The sequence below is a fragment of the Paracoccus niistensis genome, from assembly GCF_042432925.1.
Classification (GTDB): Bacteria; Pseudomonadota; Alphaproteobacteria; order Rhodobacterales; family Rhodobacteraceae; genus Paracoccus; species Paracoccus niistensis.
Genome location: NZ_JBHLWE010000013.1, coordinates 14,665 through 33,728 on the forward strand (window position 1 = coordinate 14,665; position 19,064 = coordinate 33,728).

General features: G+C 65.1%; 19 protein-coding genes and 1 pseudogene. 11 read left to right on the plus strand and 9 right to left on the minus strand.

The window, feature by feature from the left end; genetic code table 11:
* Positions 1-515: 515 nt before the first annotated feature.
* Positions 516-1,148: a tyrosine-type recombinase/integrase gene (locus ACFFII_RS03735; protein ID WP_377697560.1), complete on the minus strand. Its 633-nt coding sequence runs from the start codon at positions 1,146-1,148 to the stop codon at positions 516-518.
* 311 nt (positions 1,149-1,459) lie between these two features.
* On the opposite strand from ACFFII_RS03735, the gene ACFFII_RS03740 reads away from it, so the two are divergent.
* Positions 1,460-1,774 (plus strand): YdeI/OmpD-associated family protein, encoded by a 315-nt coding sequence (locus tag ACFFII_RS03740; RefSeq protein ID WP_377697561.1) that lies wholly within the window; start codon positions 1,460-1,462, stop codon positions 1,772-1,774.
* Between the two features lie 174 nt (positions 1,775-1,948).
* On the opposite strand, the gene ACFFII_RS03745 is transcribed toward ACFFII_RS03740, so the two are convergent.
* From ACFFII_RS03745 to ACFFII_RS03765, 5 genes are read right to left on the minus strand one after another with little or no spacing between them, the layout of a single operon-like run.
* On the minus strand, positions 1,949-3,139 hold the full coding sequence (locus ACFFII_RS03745) for an MFS transporter (RefSeq protein WP_377697562.1): 1,191 nt from the start codon (positions 3,137-3,139) through the stop codon (positions 1,949-1,951).
* Positions 3,139-3,846, minus strand: coding sequence for an arsenical resistance protein ArsH (gene arsH / locus ACFFII_RS03750; protein ID WP_377697563.1), 708 nt, complete (start codon positions 3,844-3,846; stop codon positions 3,139-3,141). Before arsH ends, ACFFII_RS03745 begins: the two co-directional genes overlap by 1 nt.
* Positions 3,843-4,919 (minus strand): ACR3 family arsenite efflux transporter, encoded by a 1,077-nt coding sequence (gene arsB / locus ACFFII_RS03755; protein WP_377697564.1) that lies wholly within the window; start codon positions 4,917-4,919, stop codon positions 3,843-3,845. Before arsB ends, arsH begins: the two co-directional genes overlap by 4 nt.
* 15 nt (positions 4,920-4,934) lie before the next feature.
* Positions 4,935-5,360: an arsenate reductase (glutaredoxin) gene (arsC, locus tag ACFFII_RS03760; RefSeq protein WP_377697565.1), complete on the minus strand. Its 426-nt coding sequence runs from the start codon at positions 5,358-5,360 to the stop codon at positions 4,935-4,937.
* Between the two features lie 2 nt (positions 5,361-5,362).
* Positions 5,363-5,722: an ArsR/SmtB family transcription factor gene (locus tag ACFFII_RS03765; RefSeq protein WP_377697566.1), complete on the minus strand. Its 360-nt coding sequence runs from the start codon at positions 5,720-5,722 to the stop codon at positions 5,363-5,365.
* Between the two features lie 1,371 nt (positions 5,723-7,093).
* Between ACFFII_RS03765 and ACFFII_RS03770 the strand changes: the two genes are divergently transcribed.
* From ACFFII_RS03770 to ACFFII_RS03790, 5 genes are all read left to right on the plus strand, one after another.
* Positions 7,094-7,708 carry a hypothetical protein gene (locus ACFFII_RS03770; RefSeq protein ID WP_377697567.1) on the plus strand — a complete coding sequence of 205 codons (615 nt, stop codon included), beginning with the start codon at positions 7,094-7,096 and terminating at the stop codon, positions 7,706-7,708.
* Between the two features lie 162 nt (positions 7,709-7,870).
* Positions 7,871-8,605 (plus strand): aquaporin Z, encoded by a 735-nt coding sequence (gene aqpZ, locus ACFFII_RS03775; protein ID WP_377697611.1) that lies wholly within the window; start codon positions 7,871-7,873, stop codon positions 8,603-8,605.
* 660 nt (positions 8,606-9,265) lie between these two features.
* Positions 9,266-10,072, plus strand: a complete 807-nt coding sequence (locus tag ACFFII_RS03780) for a YsnF/AvaK domain-containing protein (RefSeq protein ID WP_217330361.1) — start codon at positions 9,266-9,268, stop codon at positions 10,070-10,072.
* A gap of 221 nt (positions 10,073-10,293) precedes the next feature.
* On the plus strand, positions 10,294-10,572 hold the full coding sequence (locus tag ACFFII_RS03785; RefSeq protein WP_217330355.1) for a hypothetical protein: 279 nt from the start codon (positions 10,294-10,296) through the stop codon (positions 10,570-10,572).
* A 388-nt stretch (positions 10,573-10,960) separates the two neighbouring features.
* Positions 10,961-11,695: an MgtC/SapB family protein gene (locus ACFFII_RS03790; protein ID WP_377697568.1), complete on the plus strand. Its 735-nt coding sequence runs from the start codon at positions 10,961-10,963 to the stop codon at positions 11,693-11,695.
* Positions 11,696-11,866: 171 nt separating this feature from the next.
* On the opposite strand, the pseudogene ACFFII_RS03795 reads toward ACFFII_RS03790, so the two are convergent.
* The 3 genes and pseudogenes from ACFFII_RS03795 to ACFFII_RS03805 all read right to left on the minus strand — a co-directional run bounded on the left by ACFFII_RS03795 (position 11,867) and on the right by ACFFII_RS03805 (position 14,776).
* Positions 11,867-12,643 (minus strand): annotated as a pseudogene (locus tag ACFFII_RS03795) (IS5 family transposase).
* A gap of 46 nt (positions 12,644-12,689) precedes the next feature.
* On the minus strand, positions 12,690-13,451 hold the full coding sequence (locus ACFFII_RS03800) for a beta-keto acid cleavage family enzyme (RefSeq protein ID WP_377697569.1): 762 nt from the start codon (positions 13,449-13,451) through the stop codon (positions 12,690-12,692).
* On the minus strand, positions 13,448-14,776 hold the full coding sequence (locus ACFFII_RS03805; protein ID WP_377697570.1) for an aspartate aminotransferase family protein: 1,329 nt from the start codon (positions 14,774-14,776) through the stop codon (positions 13,448-13,450). Before ACFFII_RS03805 ends, ACFFII_RS03800 begins: the two co-directional genes overlap by 4 nt.
* Before the next feature lie 133 nt (positions 14,777-14,909).
* Between ACFFII_RS03805 and glnH the strand changes: the two genes are divergently transcribed.
* The 5 genes from glnH (at position 14,910) to ACFFII_RS03830 (ending at position 18,979) form a co-directional block, all read left to right on the plus strand.
* Positions 14,910-15,647: a glutamine ABC transporter substrate-binding protein GlnH gene (gene glnH, locus ACFFII_RS03810; protein WP_377697571.1), complete on the plus strand. Its 738-nt coding sequence runs from the start codon at positions 14,910-14,912 to the stop codon at positions 15,645-15,647.
* A 61-nt stretch (positions 15,648-15,708) separates the two neighbouring features.
* The gene (gene glnP / locus ACFFII_RS03815) at positions 15,709-16,365 is read left to right on the plus strand and encodes a glutamine ABC transporter permease GlnP (RefSeq protein ID WP_377697572.1); all 657 of its coding nucleotides are present in this window, start codon (positions 15,709-15,711) and stop codon (positions 16,363-16,365) included.
* Positions 16,362-17,090 carry a glutamine ABC transporter ATP-binding protein GlnQ gene (gene glnQ, locus ACFFII_RS03820; RefSeq protein ID WP_446686931.1) on the plus strand — a complete coding sequence of 243 codons (729 nt, stop codon included), beginning with the start codon at positions 16,362-16,364 and terminating at the stop codon, positions 17,088-17,090. Before glnP ends, glnQ begins: the two co-directional genes overlap by 4 nt.
* The gene (locus tag ACFFII_RS03825; RefSeq protein WP_377697573.1) at positions 17,080-18,099 is read left to right on the plus strand and encodes a C45 family autoproteolytic acyltransferase/hydrolase; all 1,020 of its coding nucleotides are present in this window, start codon (positions 17,080-17,082) and stop codon (positions 18,097-18,099) included. The genes glnQ and ACFFII_RS03825 overlap by 11 nt, the downstream gene beginning before the upstream one ends.
* Complete coding sequence (locus ACFFII_RS03830) at positions 18,056-18,979, plus strand: MurR/RpiR family transcriptional regulator (RefSeq protein ID WP_377697574.1); 924 nt, start codon at positions 18,056-18,058, stop codon at positions 18,977-18,979. The genes ACFFII_RS03825 and ACFFII_RS03830 overlap by 44 nt, the downstream gene beginning before the upstream one ends.
* Positions 18,980-19,064: the final 85 nt, after the last annotated feature.

Here is a 19,064-nt window from a genome sequence, read left to right on the forward strand (position 1 = left end):
AGAAGCCGCGGATCGGCGGCAAAGTCCTCATCCGATCGGACGTCCAGAATGACCGGTGCGCGGGCTGTGCCGATCAACCGCGCCAGCTTATCGGGCGATATCGCATTGGGTGCCGGCATAGGCGTTCCTCCCCTGAGAGGTTGATCATGATCGATCCGGAACGCGAACTTCGGCTGGCGCCTCGTGGGGCGGTCGCGGGCCCCATTCCGATAAGCTAAAATCCAGGAGAGGCAGACGTCAAGGTGCCACGCGTTGAGCGGGCATTCGGCGTCGATGGGAACGACCGCCCGATGGCATTCCGCGCGACTACAAGCGCGGCGGCTAGGCCGTTCTGCACCGCAGGTTGCCCACCCGCGATGCAGAACGGCAGCTTTGTCCCGCATAGCGGACCTTGCACACAGAAGGAGTGTCCATAAGCGGCCAACGTCCGCTTCGAGAAAGCTGCACTGCAGCACTGTCGCTGGCGCAACCGTCCCTTATGGGCCGACCGGCGCGGCGTGCCGGTCGGCTGGTGCTCAAAGGTCGATGCTCTCGGAGAGGCTCAACGCGTCCTCGATCTCCACGCCGAGATAACGCACCGTGCTGTCCATCTTCGTGTGACCGAGTAGCAATTGGACCGCACGCAAGTTGCCGGTCTTCTTGTAGAGGTGCGTAACCTTCGTTCGTCGCATTGAATGAGTGCCGTAGGCGCTCGGCTCAAGGCCGATCGACGCCACCCAGCCCCGGAGGATGCGTGCATACTGCCGGGTCGACAGGTGCGGACTGTCACGCAGTCGGCTGGGCCAAAGGAACTCGACACCGACCATCTCGGGGTCGGCAATCCAACGTTCCAGGGACTGGCGCGTAATGTCGGTGATCTCGAAGCGGACAGGCTTGCCGGTCTTGCTCTGTATAATCGCGGCACGCTCCTTCACATGCCCTGCTGCGAAGACGTCGCGCACCCGAAGGCAGACGAGGTCGCAACCCCGGAGCTTGCTGTCGACGGCCATGTTGAACAGGGCAAGATCGCGCGTGTTGCGCGATAGCTCCAAGCGGACGCGGATGGACCACACGTGCCTGGGAAGGAGCGGCCGCTTCTGCCCGACAAGGCGGCCCTTGTTCCAGGCGGGCCGTGGCGGACGAAGAGCGGGGAGTTGATCGATGGACATGGAGTGACCTCCTCTCCACCGATCCCGCCCTTCTTCGGTGTTCCCGACAGCGGCCTCGATACCATAGAGCAGCGGTGCCGTCCTTACCCGCGGGCATCCTTGTCGCCCCGCTGGAGTTGATAAGATCTATTGCCCGCCTCCGGACCGTCTGACGTCTGCTCCGAGCCCATTGTCATTACTCAGCTTCTTCCCGCTTTATATCCACTTGCGACCTTTCGGTGGACATTCTTCGATCCGATGGGCAGCCTCGAAAGTTGCCGCTCTTTGCGGCGCCCACGAACTCGGCCCCAATGAGCTTGCCCGGAGGTCTGGTGACAAAAGATTTTCTCCATGGAACTGTCCACGAAGCGAGTGAAGACCTTCAAGCAGCAGTGCGCTCGAATCCGAAAGTCCTGGCGCTGTGGGAAAACCTCACGCCGCTCGGACGGAATGAGTTCATCTGCTGGGTCGATGATGCGAAACAGGCAAGGACGCGCCAACGTCGCATTGAGCGGACCTGTGACGAATTGCTGGCAGGAAGGAAGCGACCTTGCTGCTGGGCAGGCTGCATTCACCGCACAGACAAGAAGCCGGGCCGATGGCAACAGGCAGTCCTGGTCGACAAGCAGGGAAAGAGCCGCCCCTAGACAGATCTGTCAGTGAACGCCGCCATCACTGCATCCGGTCAATAGCTGCCGGACCGCTTTCCGCTCCAAGACAGACACTGATCGACGCCGCAGTAAAGGTCCGCTCCGTCCCGCGCTGCCGACGGTCAGTCTGGTGCATCATGGCAGAAACTTTGCAGCGGCAAAAGCGCAGACTCAGCCAAGTGCGCGTCTCGAGCCGCTGAGACAAGTTCTTGTCAGGATGATCGCCAAGGCGAAGGTGAGCAGCCCAAGGGCCGCGACGACGTTGAGGGTCGTGCCGGGGCCGAGCATGCCCACCAGGGCTCCACCAAGCACCGGGGCCGCAGCCTGTGCCAGAAGTGCGGGACGCGCGAGCCGGCCCATAAGGGCTGGATAACGCTCGGCACCAAACAGGGCCAGGGGCAACGCGCCACGTGCAATCGAGAAAACGCCATTGCCCGCGCCGTAGAGGATCATGGCGAGTGCCGGGACCTGAAGATCCAGCGCCAACAGGAGGAGGCCGGTCGCAACGCTGCCGCAGGCAAAGAGCAGGGACCAGATCGGATGATGACGCCCACGGCTCGCCATCTCGATCACGCGCGCGGCAACCTGGGCAGGGCCGAGCAGCGCGCCGATCGCCACGGCATCCATAAGCGATAATCCTTGTGCCTGCAGGAACGTGAGCAGATGCACCGAGATCATGGTGACGGCCAGGCCGGACAGCACGAGGATCGCCGCCATGACCAGGAAGGCCCCTCTCTCGGCTCCGACAAGGTGTGTGCCGTCCAGTGCCGCATGGCCTTCCTTGCCAGTGGCCCGTGGCTCGTTTGGAACCAGGCACAGGATCAGCGGCAGGCTGACCAGCAGATGCAGGGCTGCCCAGACGGCCACCGTGTCGCGCCAGTCGAACTGCCCCAGCAGCCAGGTTGAGAGGGGCCAACTCACGGTGCTCGCAAACCCGCCCCACAGGGTCAGGGCCGTGATCGCGCTCCTGGTCTGGTCCTTGTAGAGCCGCCCGAGTGTGGCAAATGCCGGATCGTAGAGACCGGCGCTCATGCCAAGCCCGATGACGCACCAACCGAGATAGAAGGTCGGCAGGCTCGGCGCCGCCGCGCAGATCAGGAGACCTGCCGCCAGAAGGGTGCATCCCGCCGCCAGCACCGGGCGCCCGCCATGCCGGGCGATCAGGCGTCCGACCAAGGGCGAGGCCAGCCCGGCACAGGCAAGCGCGACCGAGACGGCCCCCACCACCCAGGGCAACGGCCAGCCCGTGTCATCGACGATGGGCTGCGCCAGGACAGCCATCAGGTAGTAGCTGCTGCCCCAAGCCAGGATCTGGACAATGCCGAGGGCGGAGATCACTGGCCAACGACGGGCAGCAGTCATCAGGTTGCAGCCTTCAGGCTCACCCGTGCTTCCAGCTTCGCGGCGGTTTCCTTCCGCTCACTGTAGCGGTCGGTCAGGAAGCCCGAGACGTCGCGAGTCAACAGTGTGAACTTCACCAGCTCTTCCATCACGTCCACGATGCGGTCGTAGTAGCTCGAGGGCCGCATCCGGCCGGCCTCGTCGAACTCGTCATAGGCCTTGGCGACCGAGGACTGGTTCGGGATCGTGATCATCCGCATCCAGCGACCAAGCAGGCGCATCTGGTTTACGGCATTGAAGGACTGGGACCCACCCGAGACCTGCATTAGGGCAAGCGTGCGGCCCTGGGTCGGCCGGATTGCCCCCATCGAAAGCGGGATCCAGTCGATCTGGGACTTCATCACGCCGGTCATGGCGCCGTGCCGCTCGGGGCTGGTCCAGACCTGGCCCTCGGACCACAGGCACAGCTCCCGCAGTTCCTGCACCTTCGGATGCGAGGCCTCGGCATCGTCGGGCAGCGGCAGCCCATTCGCATGGAAGACGCGCGTCTCGCAGCCGAAGTGGCGCAGCAGGCGCTCGGCCTCAAGCGTGGCGAAGCGGCTGTAGGAGCGCTCCCGCAGCGAGCCGTAGAGCAGGAGGATGCGCGGGGGATGGGTCGCAGGGGAAACCGGTGGCAGGCTCGGCGGGCGGACGGCCGCCGGTGACAGGTTCGGCAGATCGGGGATCATGCGCGGGCCTCCTTCAGCGCCACATCTTCGGAAAACCAGCGGCTCCCCAGCCACAAGGCAACATTCACCAGAAGGATCAGCACCGGCACCTCGACCAGGGGACCGATCACGGCGGCGAAGGCCACCGGCGAGGCCAGGCCGTAGGCCGCGATGGCCACGGCAATCGCCAGTTCGAAGTTGTTGCCGGCGGCGGTGAAGGCGATGGCCGTGGTGCGCGGATAGTCCCTGGCGATCAGCCGGCCCATGGCGAAGCTCACCAGGAACTGGATGGCGAAATACAGCACCAGCGGGATGGCGATCCGGAGCACATCCAGTGGCAGGCGCAGCACGTCGCCGCCCTTGAGGCTGAACATCGCGACGATGGTGAAGAGCAGCGCCAGCAGGGTGATCGGGCTGATCTTCGGCAGGAAGACCTGCCCATACCACTCCGCCCCCTTGCGGGCGATCAGGATGCGGCGGGTCAGGAACCCGGCCAGGAACGGCAGGCCCAGGTAGATCAGCACGGCCTCGGTCACGGTCCGGAAGCCCACGTCGATGACGCTGCCCTCCAGCCCGAAGAGCGGCGGCAGCACGGTCAGGAACAACCAGGCGTAAGTGGAGAAGAACATAATCTGGAAGATCGAGTTGAAGGCCACCAGCCCCGCGACATACTGGTTGTCGCCGCGTGCAAGCTGGTTCCAGACCAGCACCATGGCGATGCAGCGCGCGAGGCCGATCAGGATCAGGCCGGTCATGTATTCCGGCTGGTCGCGCAGGAAGATCACGGCAAGGGCGAACATCAGGACCGGACCGATGATCCAGTTCTGCACCAGCGACAGCAGGAGCACGCGCTTGTCGGCAAAGACCTGGTGCAGCGCCTCGTAGCGCACCTTCGCGAGCGGCGGATACATCATCAGGATCAGGCCGATGGCGATCGGGATGTTGGTCGATCCGACCGACATGGCGTGCAGGGCATCCGGCAGGCCGGTGAAGACGGTGCCGAGCCCGATGCCGAGCGCCATGGCCGCGAAGATCCAGAGCGTCAGGTAGCGGTCGAGAAAGGAAAGCCGGCTCGCCGGACGTGGAGAGGTCATCGCGATATCCTTTGCTCAGGCGGAGCGGGTGCGGTTGCCCTGGGCATCCACGACCTGTTCGCCGTCTTCCTTGCTGAAGGGGGCCTGTTGCGGCGGCAGCAGATCCAGCACCTCTTCCGAGGGACGGCAGAGCCGCACGCCTTTCGGGCTGACCACGATGGGCCGGTTGATCAGGACCGGATGCGCCATCATCGCATCGAGCAGCGCCTCATCGGACATAGAGGGGTCGTCCAGGCCAAGCTCCGCATAGGGCGTGCCCTTCTCGCGCAGCAGGTCTCGCGGCGTGATCCCCATGCGGGTGATCAGCTGCACCAGCAGCGCCCGGGTGGGCGGCGTCTTCAGATACTCGATGACATGCGGCTCGATGCCGGCATTGCGGATCATCGCCAGCGTGTTGCGCGAGGTGCCACAGTCCGGGTTGTGGTAGATGACGACATCCATGGTCAGGCGCTTTCGGTCAGGTTGGGATCGCAGGCGCAGTCCAGCGCCGCCACGGCAGTGGCACAGATCTCGGGATGACCCTGGCAGCAATCCTTCATCAGGAAGCCGACGAGCCCGGCCAGGGCGGGATAAACGGCGCTGTAGATGATGAATCGGCCCTCGCGCCGGGACTGGATCAGTCCGGCATGTTCGAGATGGGTCAGATGGAACGAAAGCCGCGAACTGCTGGCGCCGCCGAGAGCTTCCCCGATGGCCCCGGCCGCCATGCCATCAGGACCGGCCTGCACCAGCCGCTGCACGATGCGCAGGCGCGTGTCCTGGGACAGGGCGGCAAAGGCGGCGAGAGCTTGAGGCTCGTTCATGAATCAACCACTCAACAAATGATGAGACGTTGAGGTAAAATGGCGGGAGTGTCAACGAATTTCCAGCTTGGATCGTCGATGCGGTGGCGCAGCGAACGGGGGCTTCGTCCGCATTGCAGACGTTGCAGGCACAAAGCTGCCGACCCCGCGGCCAACGTCCGCTTCGAGGAATCGGCGTCGCGGCATCGCGGCCGGCTCGAACGTCTGGTTTGGGCCGCAAAGCAGCCACGGAGCGCCCGTGCGCCTGAAGCTTGACACCAAGGCCCCCAATAGAGAAGGCCCCGCCGGTGGGTGAGGGGTTGGTGGCGGGGCCTTCGGTCGAGCAAAAGTGCCCTGACGCGTCGCCAACGCCTGTCGCGGGCAACGGTTCATCCTGCCGCACCGCACCTCACGGGCGCAATGCAGACCCCACGGCACCTGGATGGCTGTTCAGGAGGTGCCAGCGAGGAACCCCTCAGAACCCCGCTGGCACCCCATGGGAGACCAACACTCATCCTCGTTTTACAAGACCAGCCTAGCGGGAAGTTTCGGCAACGCTACATGCCAGAACAACTAGCCGTCTTAACGAATGTTAAGGCAGCCATACCTCGTCGGTGGCGGAGCGATGGGAAAAAGCCGCCGAGTGAGGGCGGGCGGTGCATGCTTCGGAGAACAGAGCGTCAACAGGACACCGGACCCGTTGACACTCAGATGAACACCACACTCGTTACCGAACCGTGCCTGGCCAAAGCCGCCTAGCCTCACGGCCCACGAACGTTGGCGCCCAAATAAAAGCCCGGCCGCACGTGCAGCGCGCCTGGGCGGGCCAAGAGGCATCTGTCGAGTAAACGCAGGCTCCAGGACTCGGTTCCGCACGCTTCGTGTAGAAAGGCCTCGCCCTTACCGGGCGAGGCCAGCCAGTCCACTGGATCATCTGCAGAGTGCCAACGCGGACGAGGCAACCGGGTTCCAGGCATAGAGAAGCCGCTGGAGGGGGCGGTGAACGAGAAAGGCCCCGCCGGTTCAGCGAGCGGGGCCTAGTGGTCTCAGGTTGGTTCTTGATTATGCTGCGTCATACACGCGTGAGGCGAGTGTGGCGAGCAAAATGTGCAAAATGGAAAGCCGCCGGCGAGGGCAGGCTATGCTGTAGATGGATGTGCATTCCTTATGGAGAAGTCGTCCAACTCGCGCTGGAGAGCATGATGCGCTCGTCATAGATTGGCAAGCTTGGAGGACCACCTCGCACTCTCCGTCAGCGCGTCGGCCGATTGACAGCGGAGCAAGCCGAGGGTCGGCGGATGTTCGGCAGGCCGCATTGCGAATGCCAGATCCGTCAATATCCTGGTGCGGACGCTTCTCGGCCAGTGGACACCAACCCAAGGAGGCCTGTCCATGCGGGACAAGTTCATACCCGGACTGCAGAAGGACAACGAGATGACCCCCGGCTCGCGCCAGACACCTCTTCTTGCCACGATGCTGGCGGTCGTTTTTGCGGTGCCGGCAACCGCACAGACGGCTGCAGGGACCGGTGGGCCCAACGAGATCGCGGGCTATCCCACCAATGCCTTCCTGCCCGGGTTCCCCGAAGACATCGACGGCCTGGCGCGCTCCTCCATCCAGAGCCGGCCGCAGGAGGGCAGGATCATGGCGATCTACGGCACCCCGGAGGATGACCGGAACGTGCAGGTGCTGCTCTATGCGCTTGATGACCGCGGCATCGAGGGCAATGTCGCGCGCGCCCAGACCTACCTTGAAGCCGGCGAGATCCCGGTGACCCGCGAGACCGTGACGACCCCGGCCGGCACCGAGATGCAGTGCATGACGTCGCGGGTAGGTGAACTCGGTTACACCTTCTGTGTGGCCGATATCCATGGACGCGCCCTCAACGTGCAGATCGGCGATCTGGTCTCGCCAGATGCCACCGAGCTTCCTGCAGAGCTGGTGCAGCGTGCCCGCATCGACGCGGGTGCAATCGTCGACTCTGTTGCAAACGCTCCCGAGGGCTGACGTCCACCAGCACGTGACTTCGCCATTTGCCGGACTGGAGTGTTGCTGCCTTTATGGCGGCTGATCGGGCGCTGCCCTGATCCTGCACAAATTGGCACGTATCCTTGGCTGCCGATCCCGGCCAAGGTGGAGATATCCTGTCTGGAGCGAGGAGCCACAGCGTTGGATAACTCTCGAAAACTCTTGGCCGAGCTGATCGGCACCTTCTGGCTTACCTTTGGTGGCTGCGGCTCGGCCGTGTTGGCCGCCGCCTTTCCGGAGGTCGGGATCGGCCTTCTTGGCGTGTCTCTGGCCTTCGGGCTGACAGTGCTGACCATGGCCTATGCCATTGGTCACGTGTCCGGCTGCCACCTCAATCCCGCAGTGACAGTAGGTCTTGCCGTGGGCGGGCGCTTTCCTGCCTCCCAGATCCTGCCCTATGTCGTGGCACAGGTGATCGGGGCCATTCTGGGCGCATTCGTGCTCTACCTCATCGCCAATGGTGTTCCGGACTTCGATGCGGTGGCATCCGGGTTTGCGGCCAATGGTTATGGCACGCACAGCCCTGGCAGCTACTCGCTCGGCGCGAGCCTGGTGGCCGAAGTGGTGCTGACCATGATGTTCCTGTTCATCATCATGGGCGCGACCCATGGCCGGGCGCCGGTGGGCTTTGCCCCGATTGCCATCGGCCTTGGGCTGACGCTGATCCACCTCATCAGCATCCCCGTGACCAATACGTCGGTGAACCCCGCGCGCAGCACCGGGCCCGCTCTCTTCGTCGGGGGCTGGGCCCTGGGCCAGCTCTGGCTGTTCTGGGTTGCGCCCCTGATCGGAGGCGCCCTGGGCGGAGCACTCTACCGTTTCGTCAGCCCGGATCCTGCCGAACCCGTAGTGGGCGGCGTCCGCAGCAAGGGCTGAAAAGGGCGTGCGGCATGGCCCGGAGATCTGCCGGGCCATGCACGGAGACATTGACGCAACCGGCGCCAAATCGGTTGCGGCTCATCCCCAAGCTTCAGAGAGCGGGAGCGGGTAACTTGCACGCGTGACCTGCCGCGCCATGACCTTGACGCGAAAGCCTCAGTATCGGCGGCTGTCCGTTTACGGCAATGCTGCCAGGGCGAGGCCAAACATGATCACGGCGTCGATCAGCATGACGGCAGCCGAGAGAAGGAAGTTGGCCATTCTCGCAAACTCCTCATTTGCACTCACCTGTTCTCAACTGTGTTACTGGCCAATCGGATGCGCCGAATTAGCACTTTATTTTCAGCACATCCGCATCGGCTTTCTCGGGGGAGATTACAGGGGGTTTTCCTCGAGATGCCGTTGAGGGTTCTGGGGTTGGTTCCGCAAAGGACAACTGAGCTTGGATATGTTTGTCTGGCCTTTGCCGAAACCGGATCGACCGGAACCACGTTCTTGGGCAGCGCCGCCGGGCCACAGCCCGGCTGTTCCTGGCCCCGCCCCGGGGCAAGCCGGTCATCTTGACCGCAGTCTGTAACCTGTGAGGACACGACAATGGCTCTGGAAACCATGAACACTGGTGCGATGCGCAGTCTCTCGGCAATGTTCGACAGCCGGATGGCGGCCGACCGCGCCGTCTCCGCCCTGAAGGCGGCCGGCATCGCCGATGTCGTGCTGACGGGCGGGGAGAACGAAGGTTACGGCACCCGCCAATATTCGGTCGAGGACCGCTCGGACCGCGGCTTCTTCGAGTCCATTGGCGACCTCTTCTTCCCGGAGGAAGATCGCCATGCCTATGCCGAGGGGCTGAACCGTGGCGGCTATCTCGTGACGGTCCGGAACATTCCCGATCATCAGTATGAGACGGCCCTCGATATCCTGGACGATGAAGGGGCAGTCGATCTGGATGCCCGTGAAGCTGAGTGGCGCAGCGAGGGCTGGACCGGCTATGGCGCGACCGGAGCCGCCGCGACCGGTGCTGCGGCGTCCAGCTATGCGGGTGACCGCACCGCGGCCCTGGACGCTGATCTCGACACCGAAGGCAAGATCGACATCGTGGAAGAGCAGGTGTCGATCGGAAAGCGGCAGACAGAAGGCGGCCGGGTTCGCGTGCGCTCCTATGTGGTCGAGACCCCGGTCGAACAGGATGTCGAGCTGCGCAGCGAACGCGTCCATGTCGAGCGTCGGCCGGTGGACCGGCCCGCTGGAAGCGGCGACTTCCAGGAGCGCAGCCTCGAGGCGCGCGAGTATGTCGAGGCACCGGTCGTCCAGAAGGAAGCTCGGGTCGTCGAGGAGATCGGGCTGAACAAGGACGTGGAATCGCACACCGAAACCGTCCGCGACACCGTCCGCAAGACCGAGGTCGAGATCGAGGACGAGCGTGGCCGGACCCTTGATCGGGACAGTGACCTCGATCGCCGGTAACAGCTGCGCCTGAGGCAAGGTTGAAAAGGGGCGGGCTGACCGCCCCTTTTTGCTGCGAAGAGCCGGGGGCACACGCACCTGAACTCGTCGACAGCCATGCGGATGGAGCCGAGACGGTGGTCGGAAATCCGCCGATCGCAGGGCATCTCCTGAACCGGCCATCTTCAGAGGTGTTGGTTTCGTGGGAATGCAGAAGGAGCATTCGGCGACCGGAGACGACCATGTCCCTTACAGAAAACGCCTGCGGAATTGTCACTGCCGTTTCCACGACCCCGTCGGGCAGCCTTGTTGCCCTCCGCCAGAAGAACCCCGTCAGTTCAGCTCACGAAGCCATCATCCAGGCCTTTCTGCCTGCCAGCATTCATCCGCCCGAGGGGGAGTTTGCCAAGCCCGGAGACAAGGTGTTCCTGCTGGGCGAACTCGACATCATTCCTGGACACCTTCTGCCCGACGGCAACGATCTCGCGATGCTGCGCGTCGAGATGTGTCTGCATGCCTAGAGACACTTCAAGTGTGGGCGGGGGCTTCTCTCTTGAGATCGCGGAGGCGGCCGTATGATCCGAGCGCATTTACTCGACGGCTGAGAGTTGTCGACCCTTGCTAAGGGGCGACGACATCGCAACGCTGCCTGCAATCATGTCGAGTGTGCGGAAGAGCCTCTGCATGCCTGCCTGCATAGGTCGGATCCGCAGCATGGTGCAAGCTGGCCCCGGCCCCCTGAGAGGCCTCGATGAGCTTGGACCGCAACCAGTCTCCTTTCGCCGCAATGGGGAGATTGCTGGGGTAGGCTGATCCACCAAAATGCGGGAACCATCAGGCGCGGCGCAGGCTTCGGCATCACATGAGCGGGTGAGGCCAGCGCCCGCCCATCACGCAACGGAGCCTGCCTTGCCCGACTTCCTCGCCCCGGTCCTGACCACCGACATCGGCCTGCCACTGCTGGCCAGCCTGATCACCGGGATGCTGATCGGCATAGACCGTGAGGTGCAGGGCAAGCCCGCCGGGCTGCGGACGCATGCCCTGGTGTGTCTCGCCGCAACGCTGCTCACGCTCGCCGCGGCGCAGCAGGAACTGTGGACGCTGAAGCTTGTCCCGGGCACCCAGATCGTGTCGGACCCCACCCGTATGGCGCATGGCATCCTGACCGGGATCGGGTTCCTGGGCGCGGGGGTGATCTTCCGCGAAGGCCCGTCGGTCCACGGGTTGACCACCGCGGCCTCGTTGTGGATCAGTGCGGCGCTCGGGATCGTCTATGGCGTGGGGATGTTCGGTCTGGCCCTGATCGGCACGGCGGCGACGTTGCTGGTGCTGGTGGCGCTGCGGATCCTCTATGCCGTCCTGCCGCGCAGCAGAGGCCTGCGGCTGACAGTGGTGATCCGCGATGGAGACGGGCTCGACGCCGCCGGGCTGCGCCGCCTGCTGCGGGCACATGGCTTGCCCGATCAGCCACTGAGTCAGCGTTACGACGCGCAGGCCCGCAGCACCACCTTCAGCGCTGCGACCTGGGGGCCCGGCCTTGCCAATCGCGACCGGCTGGCCGAGGCGCTGCGCGCCCATCCGGCGGTGCTGGGGTTCACCCTGCTGCTGGCGGAAGATGCGGGAGCACCCGAGGTCGGCGGCTGAGGCAAACCGTCCGCTGGCGAGATAAGCCACAGGAAGTCCTGCCACGATTGGCAGCTATCGGGAAAGGTGCTGTGCAGCACCGCTCCTCAGCGAATGGCAGCTATGGGCCGCCAGCGCCTTTCCGAAGCATGACCACGAGGGCGGCGAGAGGATTCTAGGTAGGGGACTCGTTCAGGCCCATGCCACGATTGAAGAAACCAGCGCCAAGGCCGAGAGGCAGTTGCGGGCAAGGCGATCATATCGGGTAGCGATGCGTCGCCAGTTCTTGAGGCGGCCCCAGAGACGCTCGATCACATTGCGCCTGGCGTAGGCCTTGCGGTCGGGCGGAAACGGGAAGGTGCGCGTTGCCAGGGACGGGATCACTGCCTTGATCCGCCGTCGCTTGAGCCAGCGGCGCAGGCTCATCGCGTCATAGGCCTTGTCGGCAATGAGCCTCCTGGGTCGGGGGCCTTCCAGCAGGGGAAGGGCCATATGGATGTCCGGGATGTTGCCTGGGGCAGAGCGAATGCGACGGGACGGCCCGTGACGCATCGGCCAATGCATGGATTTTGCTGGTCGGCCCACCCCGCGTGATGCCGATAGCTTCCGACCACGCCCCCCCTTTTGTGATCTGGGCCGAGCGGTGGGCCTTCACGTGGGTGCGGTCCAACGACAGCTCCTCCGGCACAGGCCCCGCGGCAGCCATGGGCTCGAACATGCGCTGCCAGACGCCCCGCCGCGACCAGCGCGTGAAGCGATTGTGGATCGTGGTGGGTGGTCCATAGGCCGCCGGCACATCCCGCCAGCGGCACCCGGTCTTGAGCACGTGCAGAATGCCTAAGATCCCTGACGGCCGTCCACCCGGGGCTTCTCCGGCAATCCCCGCGGCAGATGCGGCTCGAGGGCCGCCCAAGCCTTGTCCGAAAGCCAGATGTGCCATGATCTCGGCTCCCCACCGAACCCAATCATGGCAAAGAATAGCAGAGGAAATCAGAAGCTTGTATGGGTTCTATACCTAGTCAAGGCACCCCACCAGTTCTCGAACTCGGTCTGCGTTCGAGATGGCAGGCCGGCCGTCGGCATTCAGAAGGTTGTTCTCGAACCCGATCCGCGACTTTCCGCCTTGGCGGTCGGCGGCCACCAAGCAATCCGTTTCGGCCGGTCCGAATGCGCAGACTGCCCAGTCAACGGCAGGACCAAGCGCGCGCTGGCGGGCCAGGGGCGCATCCAAGTCGGCAGGGGCCGAGGTCTGGCCCGCAGTATAGCGGCCGAGAACATGGATAAGCTGCAACTGACCGGTCGGAATGATGCCGTCGGCTTGAAGCGCTGCCAGCCAGTCCACCTCCTCGGGCGCATAAAGGATGTGCTGGACGGCAATGCCTGCCTCGGCGCAGCCGTGGAAGAAGGCACGGGTCAGGTGCAGGTCGGACTCTGACATGATCTCGCGCAAGGCAACGGAGACCATGGCGGGCTGCACCGCCGCGACCAGTGCGCGCTGCTCGGCCGGGGAATAGCGGCCCACGGCCTCGGTAGTGATCTGGACCGCCATGCCGGGGACAGCGCGCGACATCTCGGCGATCAACTCGCGGTAAAGCCCGGCATCCAGGACATGCTGGCCTTGGCCGTCGCGGACATGGGCGTGGATGCCGTCCGCGCCTGCGGCAAAGCACTCGGCGGCGCAGGCCACGATCTCGGGGATGGTGACGGGCAGGGCAGGGTGGTCGGCCTTGCCGCGCCGGGCGCCGTTCGGGGCGACCATGATCCGGGGCAGGCTCATGCCGCAAGCGCGCCCTTGATCGCGCCCGAGAGCTTGCCCACAAGCTCGTCGATCTGGGCATCCTCGATGATGAAGGGCGGCGCGAGCAGAATGTGGTCGCCGCGCTGGCCGTCGATGGTGCCGCCCATCGGATAGCAGATGAGACCCGCCTCAAAGGCCATCGCCTTGATCTTCGCGTGCAGCTTGCGGGCCGGATCGAAGGGGGCCTTGCTGTCTCGGTCCTCGACCAGTTCGATCCCGCGGAACAGTCCGCGGCCCCGAATGTCGCCGACATGGGGATGCTGGCCCAGCTCGGCCCGCAGCGCCGCATCCAGCTTTTCCCCCTGGGCGCGCACCCGTGCCAGCAGGCTGCGGCCGAGGATTGCATCCAGCACCGCGCCCGCCGCCGCTGCCGCCATCGGGTGGCCCATATAGGTATGGCCGTGCTGGAAGAAGCCGCTGCCCGCCGCGATGGCGTCGTAGATCTTCCCCGAGGTCAGCAGCGCCCCGATCGGCTGGTAGCCCGCCCCCAGCCCCTTGGCGATGGTGATCATGTCGGGGGCGACGCCGTCCTCCTCGCAGGCGAACAGGTGCCCGGTCCGCCCCATACCGCACATGACCTCGTCGAGGATCAGCAGCACGCCGTGGCGGTCGCAGATCTCGCGGATGCGCCTGAGATAGCCGGGGACCGCCGGGACCGCGCCCGCGGTGGCGCCCACCACCGGCTCGGCGATGAAGGCCATGACGGTTTCCGGGCCGAGACGCCGGATTTCCGCGTCAAGCTCGTCGGCGGCGCGGCGGCCATAGGCCTCGGGCGTCTCGCCCTCGAGGCGGTCACGGTATTCGTAGCAGGGGGCGATATGACTCGTCTCGACCAGCAGCGGCGCGAATTGCGCGCGGCGCCATTCGTTGCCGCCCGCCGCCAGCGCGCCGAGGGTGTTGCCGTGATAGCTTTGCCGCCGGGCGATCACCCGATGCCGCCGGGGCTGGCCGATTTCCATGAAATACTGCCGCGCCAGCTTGATCGCCGCCTCGACCCCCTCGGACCCGCCGGACACCAGATAGACCCGCCCGATGCCTTCGGGCGCATGTTCCACCAGCCGGTCGGCGAGCGATTCGGCGGCTTCCGAGGTGAAGAAGCCAGTATGGGCAAAAGCCAAGGCGTCCAGCTGCTCGTGCAGGGCCGCCCGCACGCCCGCATCCGAATGGCCAAGGCAGGACACCGCTGCGCCGCCAGAGCCGTCCAGATAACGCTTCCCTGCGGAATCAATGATGTAGCAGCCATCGCCCCGCGCGGCGACAGGCAGCGTCCCCTTGGTTGATCGTCCGAAAACGTGTCCCGGCATGGCGCGCCGCCCCTTTTCTCATGGATGAACTTGCGCAAATTTTATTGCACCACGCCCTGAACTGCGCAATTGTTTTTGCGTGAGGAGAAGGGGGGCAGGCCCGACCTGCCACCGCACACAGGGAGTTCAAGCCATGAAGAAGCTGCTCGCACTTGCCGCGGCCGCCAGCCTGGCCTTGGGCCTAGCTCAAGCGCAGGCCAAGGATCTGATCGTCGCCACCGACACCGCCTTCGTGCCCTTCGAGTTCAAGGAGGGGGACAAGTATGTCGGCTTCGACATCGACATGTGGGACGCCATCGCCAAGGACATCGGCGTGACTTACGAGCTGCGCCCGATGGATTTCGCCGGCATCATCCCGGCGCTGCAGACGGGCCAGGTCGACGTCGCGCTGGCTGGCATCACCATCAAGCCGGAACGGCAGGCCGTGATCGACTTCTCGGACGGCTATTACGACAGCGGCCTGATGCTGATGGTGCCGGCGGACAGCCCGATCACCAGTTACGCGGACCTTGCGGGTAAGAAGCTGGCGGTCAAGACCGGGACCTCGTCCTCGGACTATGCCGAGGAGAACTTCAAGGACACCGAGTTGCGCAAGTTCCCCAACATCGACAACGCCTATCTGGAACTGCGCACCGGCGGCGTCGATGCCGCGATGCACGACACGCCGAACGTGCTTTACTACATCGCCACCGCAGGGGGCGGCGCGGTGAAGGCCGTGGGCGAACAGATGATGGCGCATCAATACGGCATCGCCTTCCCCAAGGGCAGCGAACTGACCCCGAAGGTCAACGAAGCGCTGGCGAAGATGAAGGCCGACGGCCGCTACGACGCGATCTATGAAAAGTGGTTCGGCAAAAAGCCGAACAGCTGAGCTGCCTCCAAGGGGGCGGCCCGGCCGCCCCTGTCCCTTTCCGCCCTGAACGGAGGCCTTCGTGGAAATCGACTGGTCCGTCATCCCCAGCTTTCTGCCGCAGCTTGCCGCAGGCGCTCGCGTCACCATCCTAATCGCGCTGGCCGGGCTGGTGGGCGGCACGATCCTCGGCCTGATTGCGGGCCTGATGCGCGCCTATGGCGGCCCCATCCTGAACGCCATCGCCTTCGTCTATATCGAACTGATCCGCGGCACGCCCATCGTCGTGCAGGTGATGTTCCTCTACTTCGCTCTGCCGGTCCTGACCGGCTTGCGCATCGACCCGATGAACGCCGCGATCCTGGCCATCGTGGTCAACGCCGGCGCCTATATCGCGGAAATCGTGCGCGGCGCCTTCCTGTCGATCCCGCGCGGGCTGACCGAGGCGGGTCTGGCCATGGGCCTGCCGCACTGGAAGGTCCTTGCCCATATCGTGGGCCCGCTGGCCTTCCGCCGCCTGATCCCGCCGCTCGGCAACCAGTTCATCGTCAGCCTCAAGGATACCTCGCTGTTCATCGTCATCGGCGTGGGCGAGCTGACGCGCACGGGGCAGGAGATCATGGCCTCGAACTTCCGCGCCGTCGAGATCTGGACCGCCGTCGCGGTGCTTTACCTGCTGATGACCGGCACGCTGACCGCCATTCTTCGGCTGATCGAGAAACGCATGAGGATCCTGTGAGCATCATCGAGTTCCGCAAGACCTCGAAGCATTTTGGCGAGTTGAAGGTGCTGGACGAGGTCGACCTGGCGATTGAGACGGGCGAGGTGGTGGTGCTGATCGGCCCCTCGGGCTCGGGCAAGTCCACGCTTCTGCGCTGCATCAACGGGCTGGAGCAGATCACCGGCGGCGACCTGGTGGTGGACGGGATTTCCGTGCGCGAGGGGGGGCGGCAGCTGCGCCAGATCCGGCAGGAGGCCGGGATGGTCTTCCAGCAGTTCAACCTGTTCCCGCAGATGACCGCGCTGCAGAACGTGGCCTTCGGCCCGCGTAAGGTGCGCGGCCTAGGCCGGGGCGAGGCCGAACGGCAGGCAATGGCGCTGCTGGAAAAAGTCGGGCTGAAGGAACGCGCCCACCACCTTCCCTCGGCGCTGTCGGGCGGCCAGCAGCAGCGCGTCGCCATTGCCCGTGCGCTGGCGATCCGGCCCAAGGTGATGCTGTTCGACGAGCCGACCTCGGCCCTCGACCCCGAGCTGAAGCAGGAGGTGCTGACCGTCATGCGCGAACTTGCGCAGGAGGGCATGACCATGGTCGTCGTCACGCACGAGATGGGTTTCGCCCGGCAGGTCGGCACCCGCCTGATCTTCATGGAACACGGCAAGATCTCGGTTGATGGCCATCCGGCCGAGGTCATCACCAATCCGCCGAGCGAGCGGCTGAAGGATTTTCTGCAGCATGTTGGATGAAATGCGCGACGAGGGTCTGGGCTGGCTCAGGGCTTCCGGAAGCCCGCACCGGATCGGACTGGCCCTCGGGCAGGCGGGTCGCGCCACCGTCGCGCGCGATCTGGTCGGCCATCCCCTGTGGCGGACGCTGACCGGCCCCGACCACGCCGCGCGCGTGGCCCGCACGGCCGCAGCGACGCGCGCGCGCTTTCCCTTGATCTGGGCCGAGATCGAGGGGCTGGCCGAGGGGCTGGCCCTGCCGGTGGACCAGGTCTTTGCCTGGAACTGCCGGGGCGACCTCTTGGCCTCGGCACCCGACGGCTGCACCACGGTCATGATGCCGGGCGAAAACCCGCTGCTGGCGCATAACGAGGACGGCCTGCCCTTCTTCCGCGGCGACTGCTTCATCGCCGAGGCGCAGCCCGACGATCAGCCGGGCTTCCACGCCTTCTGCTATCCAGGCTCGATTCCCGGCCATACCTTTGCCTTCACCGGGGCGGGGCTGGTGCAGACGGTCAACAACCTTCGGCTCACCGGCGTCGAGGCGGAGATCCCCCGCATGGTGCTGGGCCGCGCCGTGCTGACCGCGCCAACGCTGGACGCCGCGCTGGAGATCCTGCGCGACGCGCCCTCGGGCGGCTTCCACTTCTCGCTAATGCACAAGGCCGACCGGCGCATCCTGTCGGTCGAGTTCGGCGGCGGCGAGTCGTCGATCCGCGAAGTCCGCACGCCCGAGGTCCATGCCAACCACGCCCTGCATCTGCCCCGAGGGCTGGCCGGGCAGATCGTCACGGATTCATCCCGTGATCGTCAGGAGTGGGGAAGCAGGCTGGTGGCCGAGGGCCGCGACCCGCTAGAGATCCTGCGCGACACTGGCTGTCGGGGGCTTCCGATCCGGCGCGATGCGGCGGACGATCCTGATGAGGAAAACACGCTCGGCACCGCCGTCCTGCGGCTGACGGATGCCGGGCTGGAATGGAGCATCCATGACCGCGCCGAAGGTGCTGCCCGTTACACCGGAACCGCCTAGGACGCTGGCGGAACTGCGCGCCCTAGCCGTAGCGGTTGCCAGAGGCGACGGGCCTGTCGCACTCGGGTCCAAGGCGCGGACTGCGCTGGTGCGGATCATCGAAATGGGGAGTGATCCCGCGCTTCTGTCGATCACCACGCTTGCCGACAGCCTGTCGGTCAGTCCCTCGACCCTGACACGGCTGGCACGCTCGCTTGGCTATGCAGGTTACCCCGCCTTCCAACAGGTGCTGCTGTCGGATTCGCTGGGAACTGGGGCAAGCAGCTTCTATTCGCGCCATGCCCATGCCGCGCTGGAGGGTGGAAGCTCTCAGGGCGCCTGCGCAGCGCGGCTCTGTCGCGAAAACCAGGCGAACATCGAACGGTTTATCGAGATGTTCGATGAAGGTAGTTTCGCAGCTGCCGTCGAAGCAATCATCGCCGCGCCCCGCGTCATGGTCCACGGCATCCGTCAATTCCATTCGGTGGCAAGTTTCCTTGTCTATGGGCTGGGGATGATCCGCTCGGATGTGGCGCTGCTGGATTCCAACAATCAGGGCGTGGCCGAGGGACTTGCCATGCTCGGGGCCAAAGGTGTGCTGATTTCCACCAGCTGCGCGCCCTATTCTGCCCCGGTGGTCCGGGTTGCGGCCGAGGCGCACCGGCTTGGCTTGACAACGATTGCCATCACCGACCGCGCGACATCACCGCTTGCAGGCGGCGCGCGTGCGGCAATTCTGGTCCCACACGAGACGAGCTTCCTGTCGAACAGCGTCGGCGCCTTCATCGTGGCGGTGGAGTGCCTGATCAACGCTTGTGCCGCGGCTCGCCCGGACTCGGCCCGCGAAGCCCTTCGGGCCCGTGACGGAATGATCGAGCGGCTGAGCATGGAGGTTCCTTGAGGAGAGGAGAATCACTGAATGGCAGCTTGCGGGATGTTGCACCGCTGCATGCCGGCACCATGCGAACGACCGCTTCGGGCCGCAA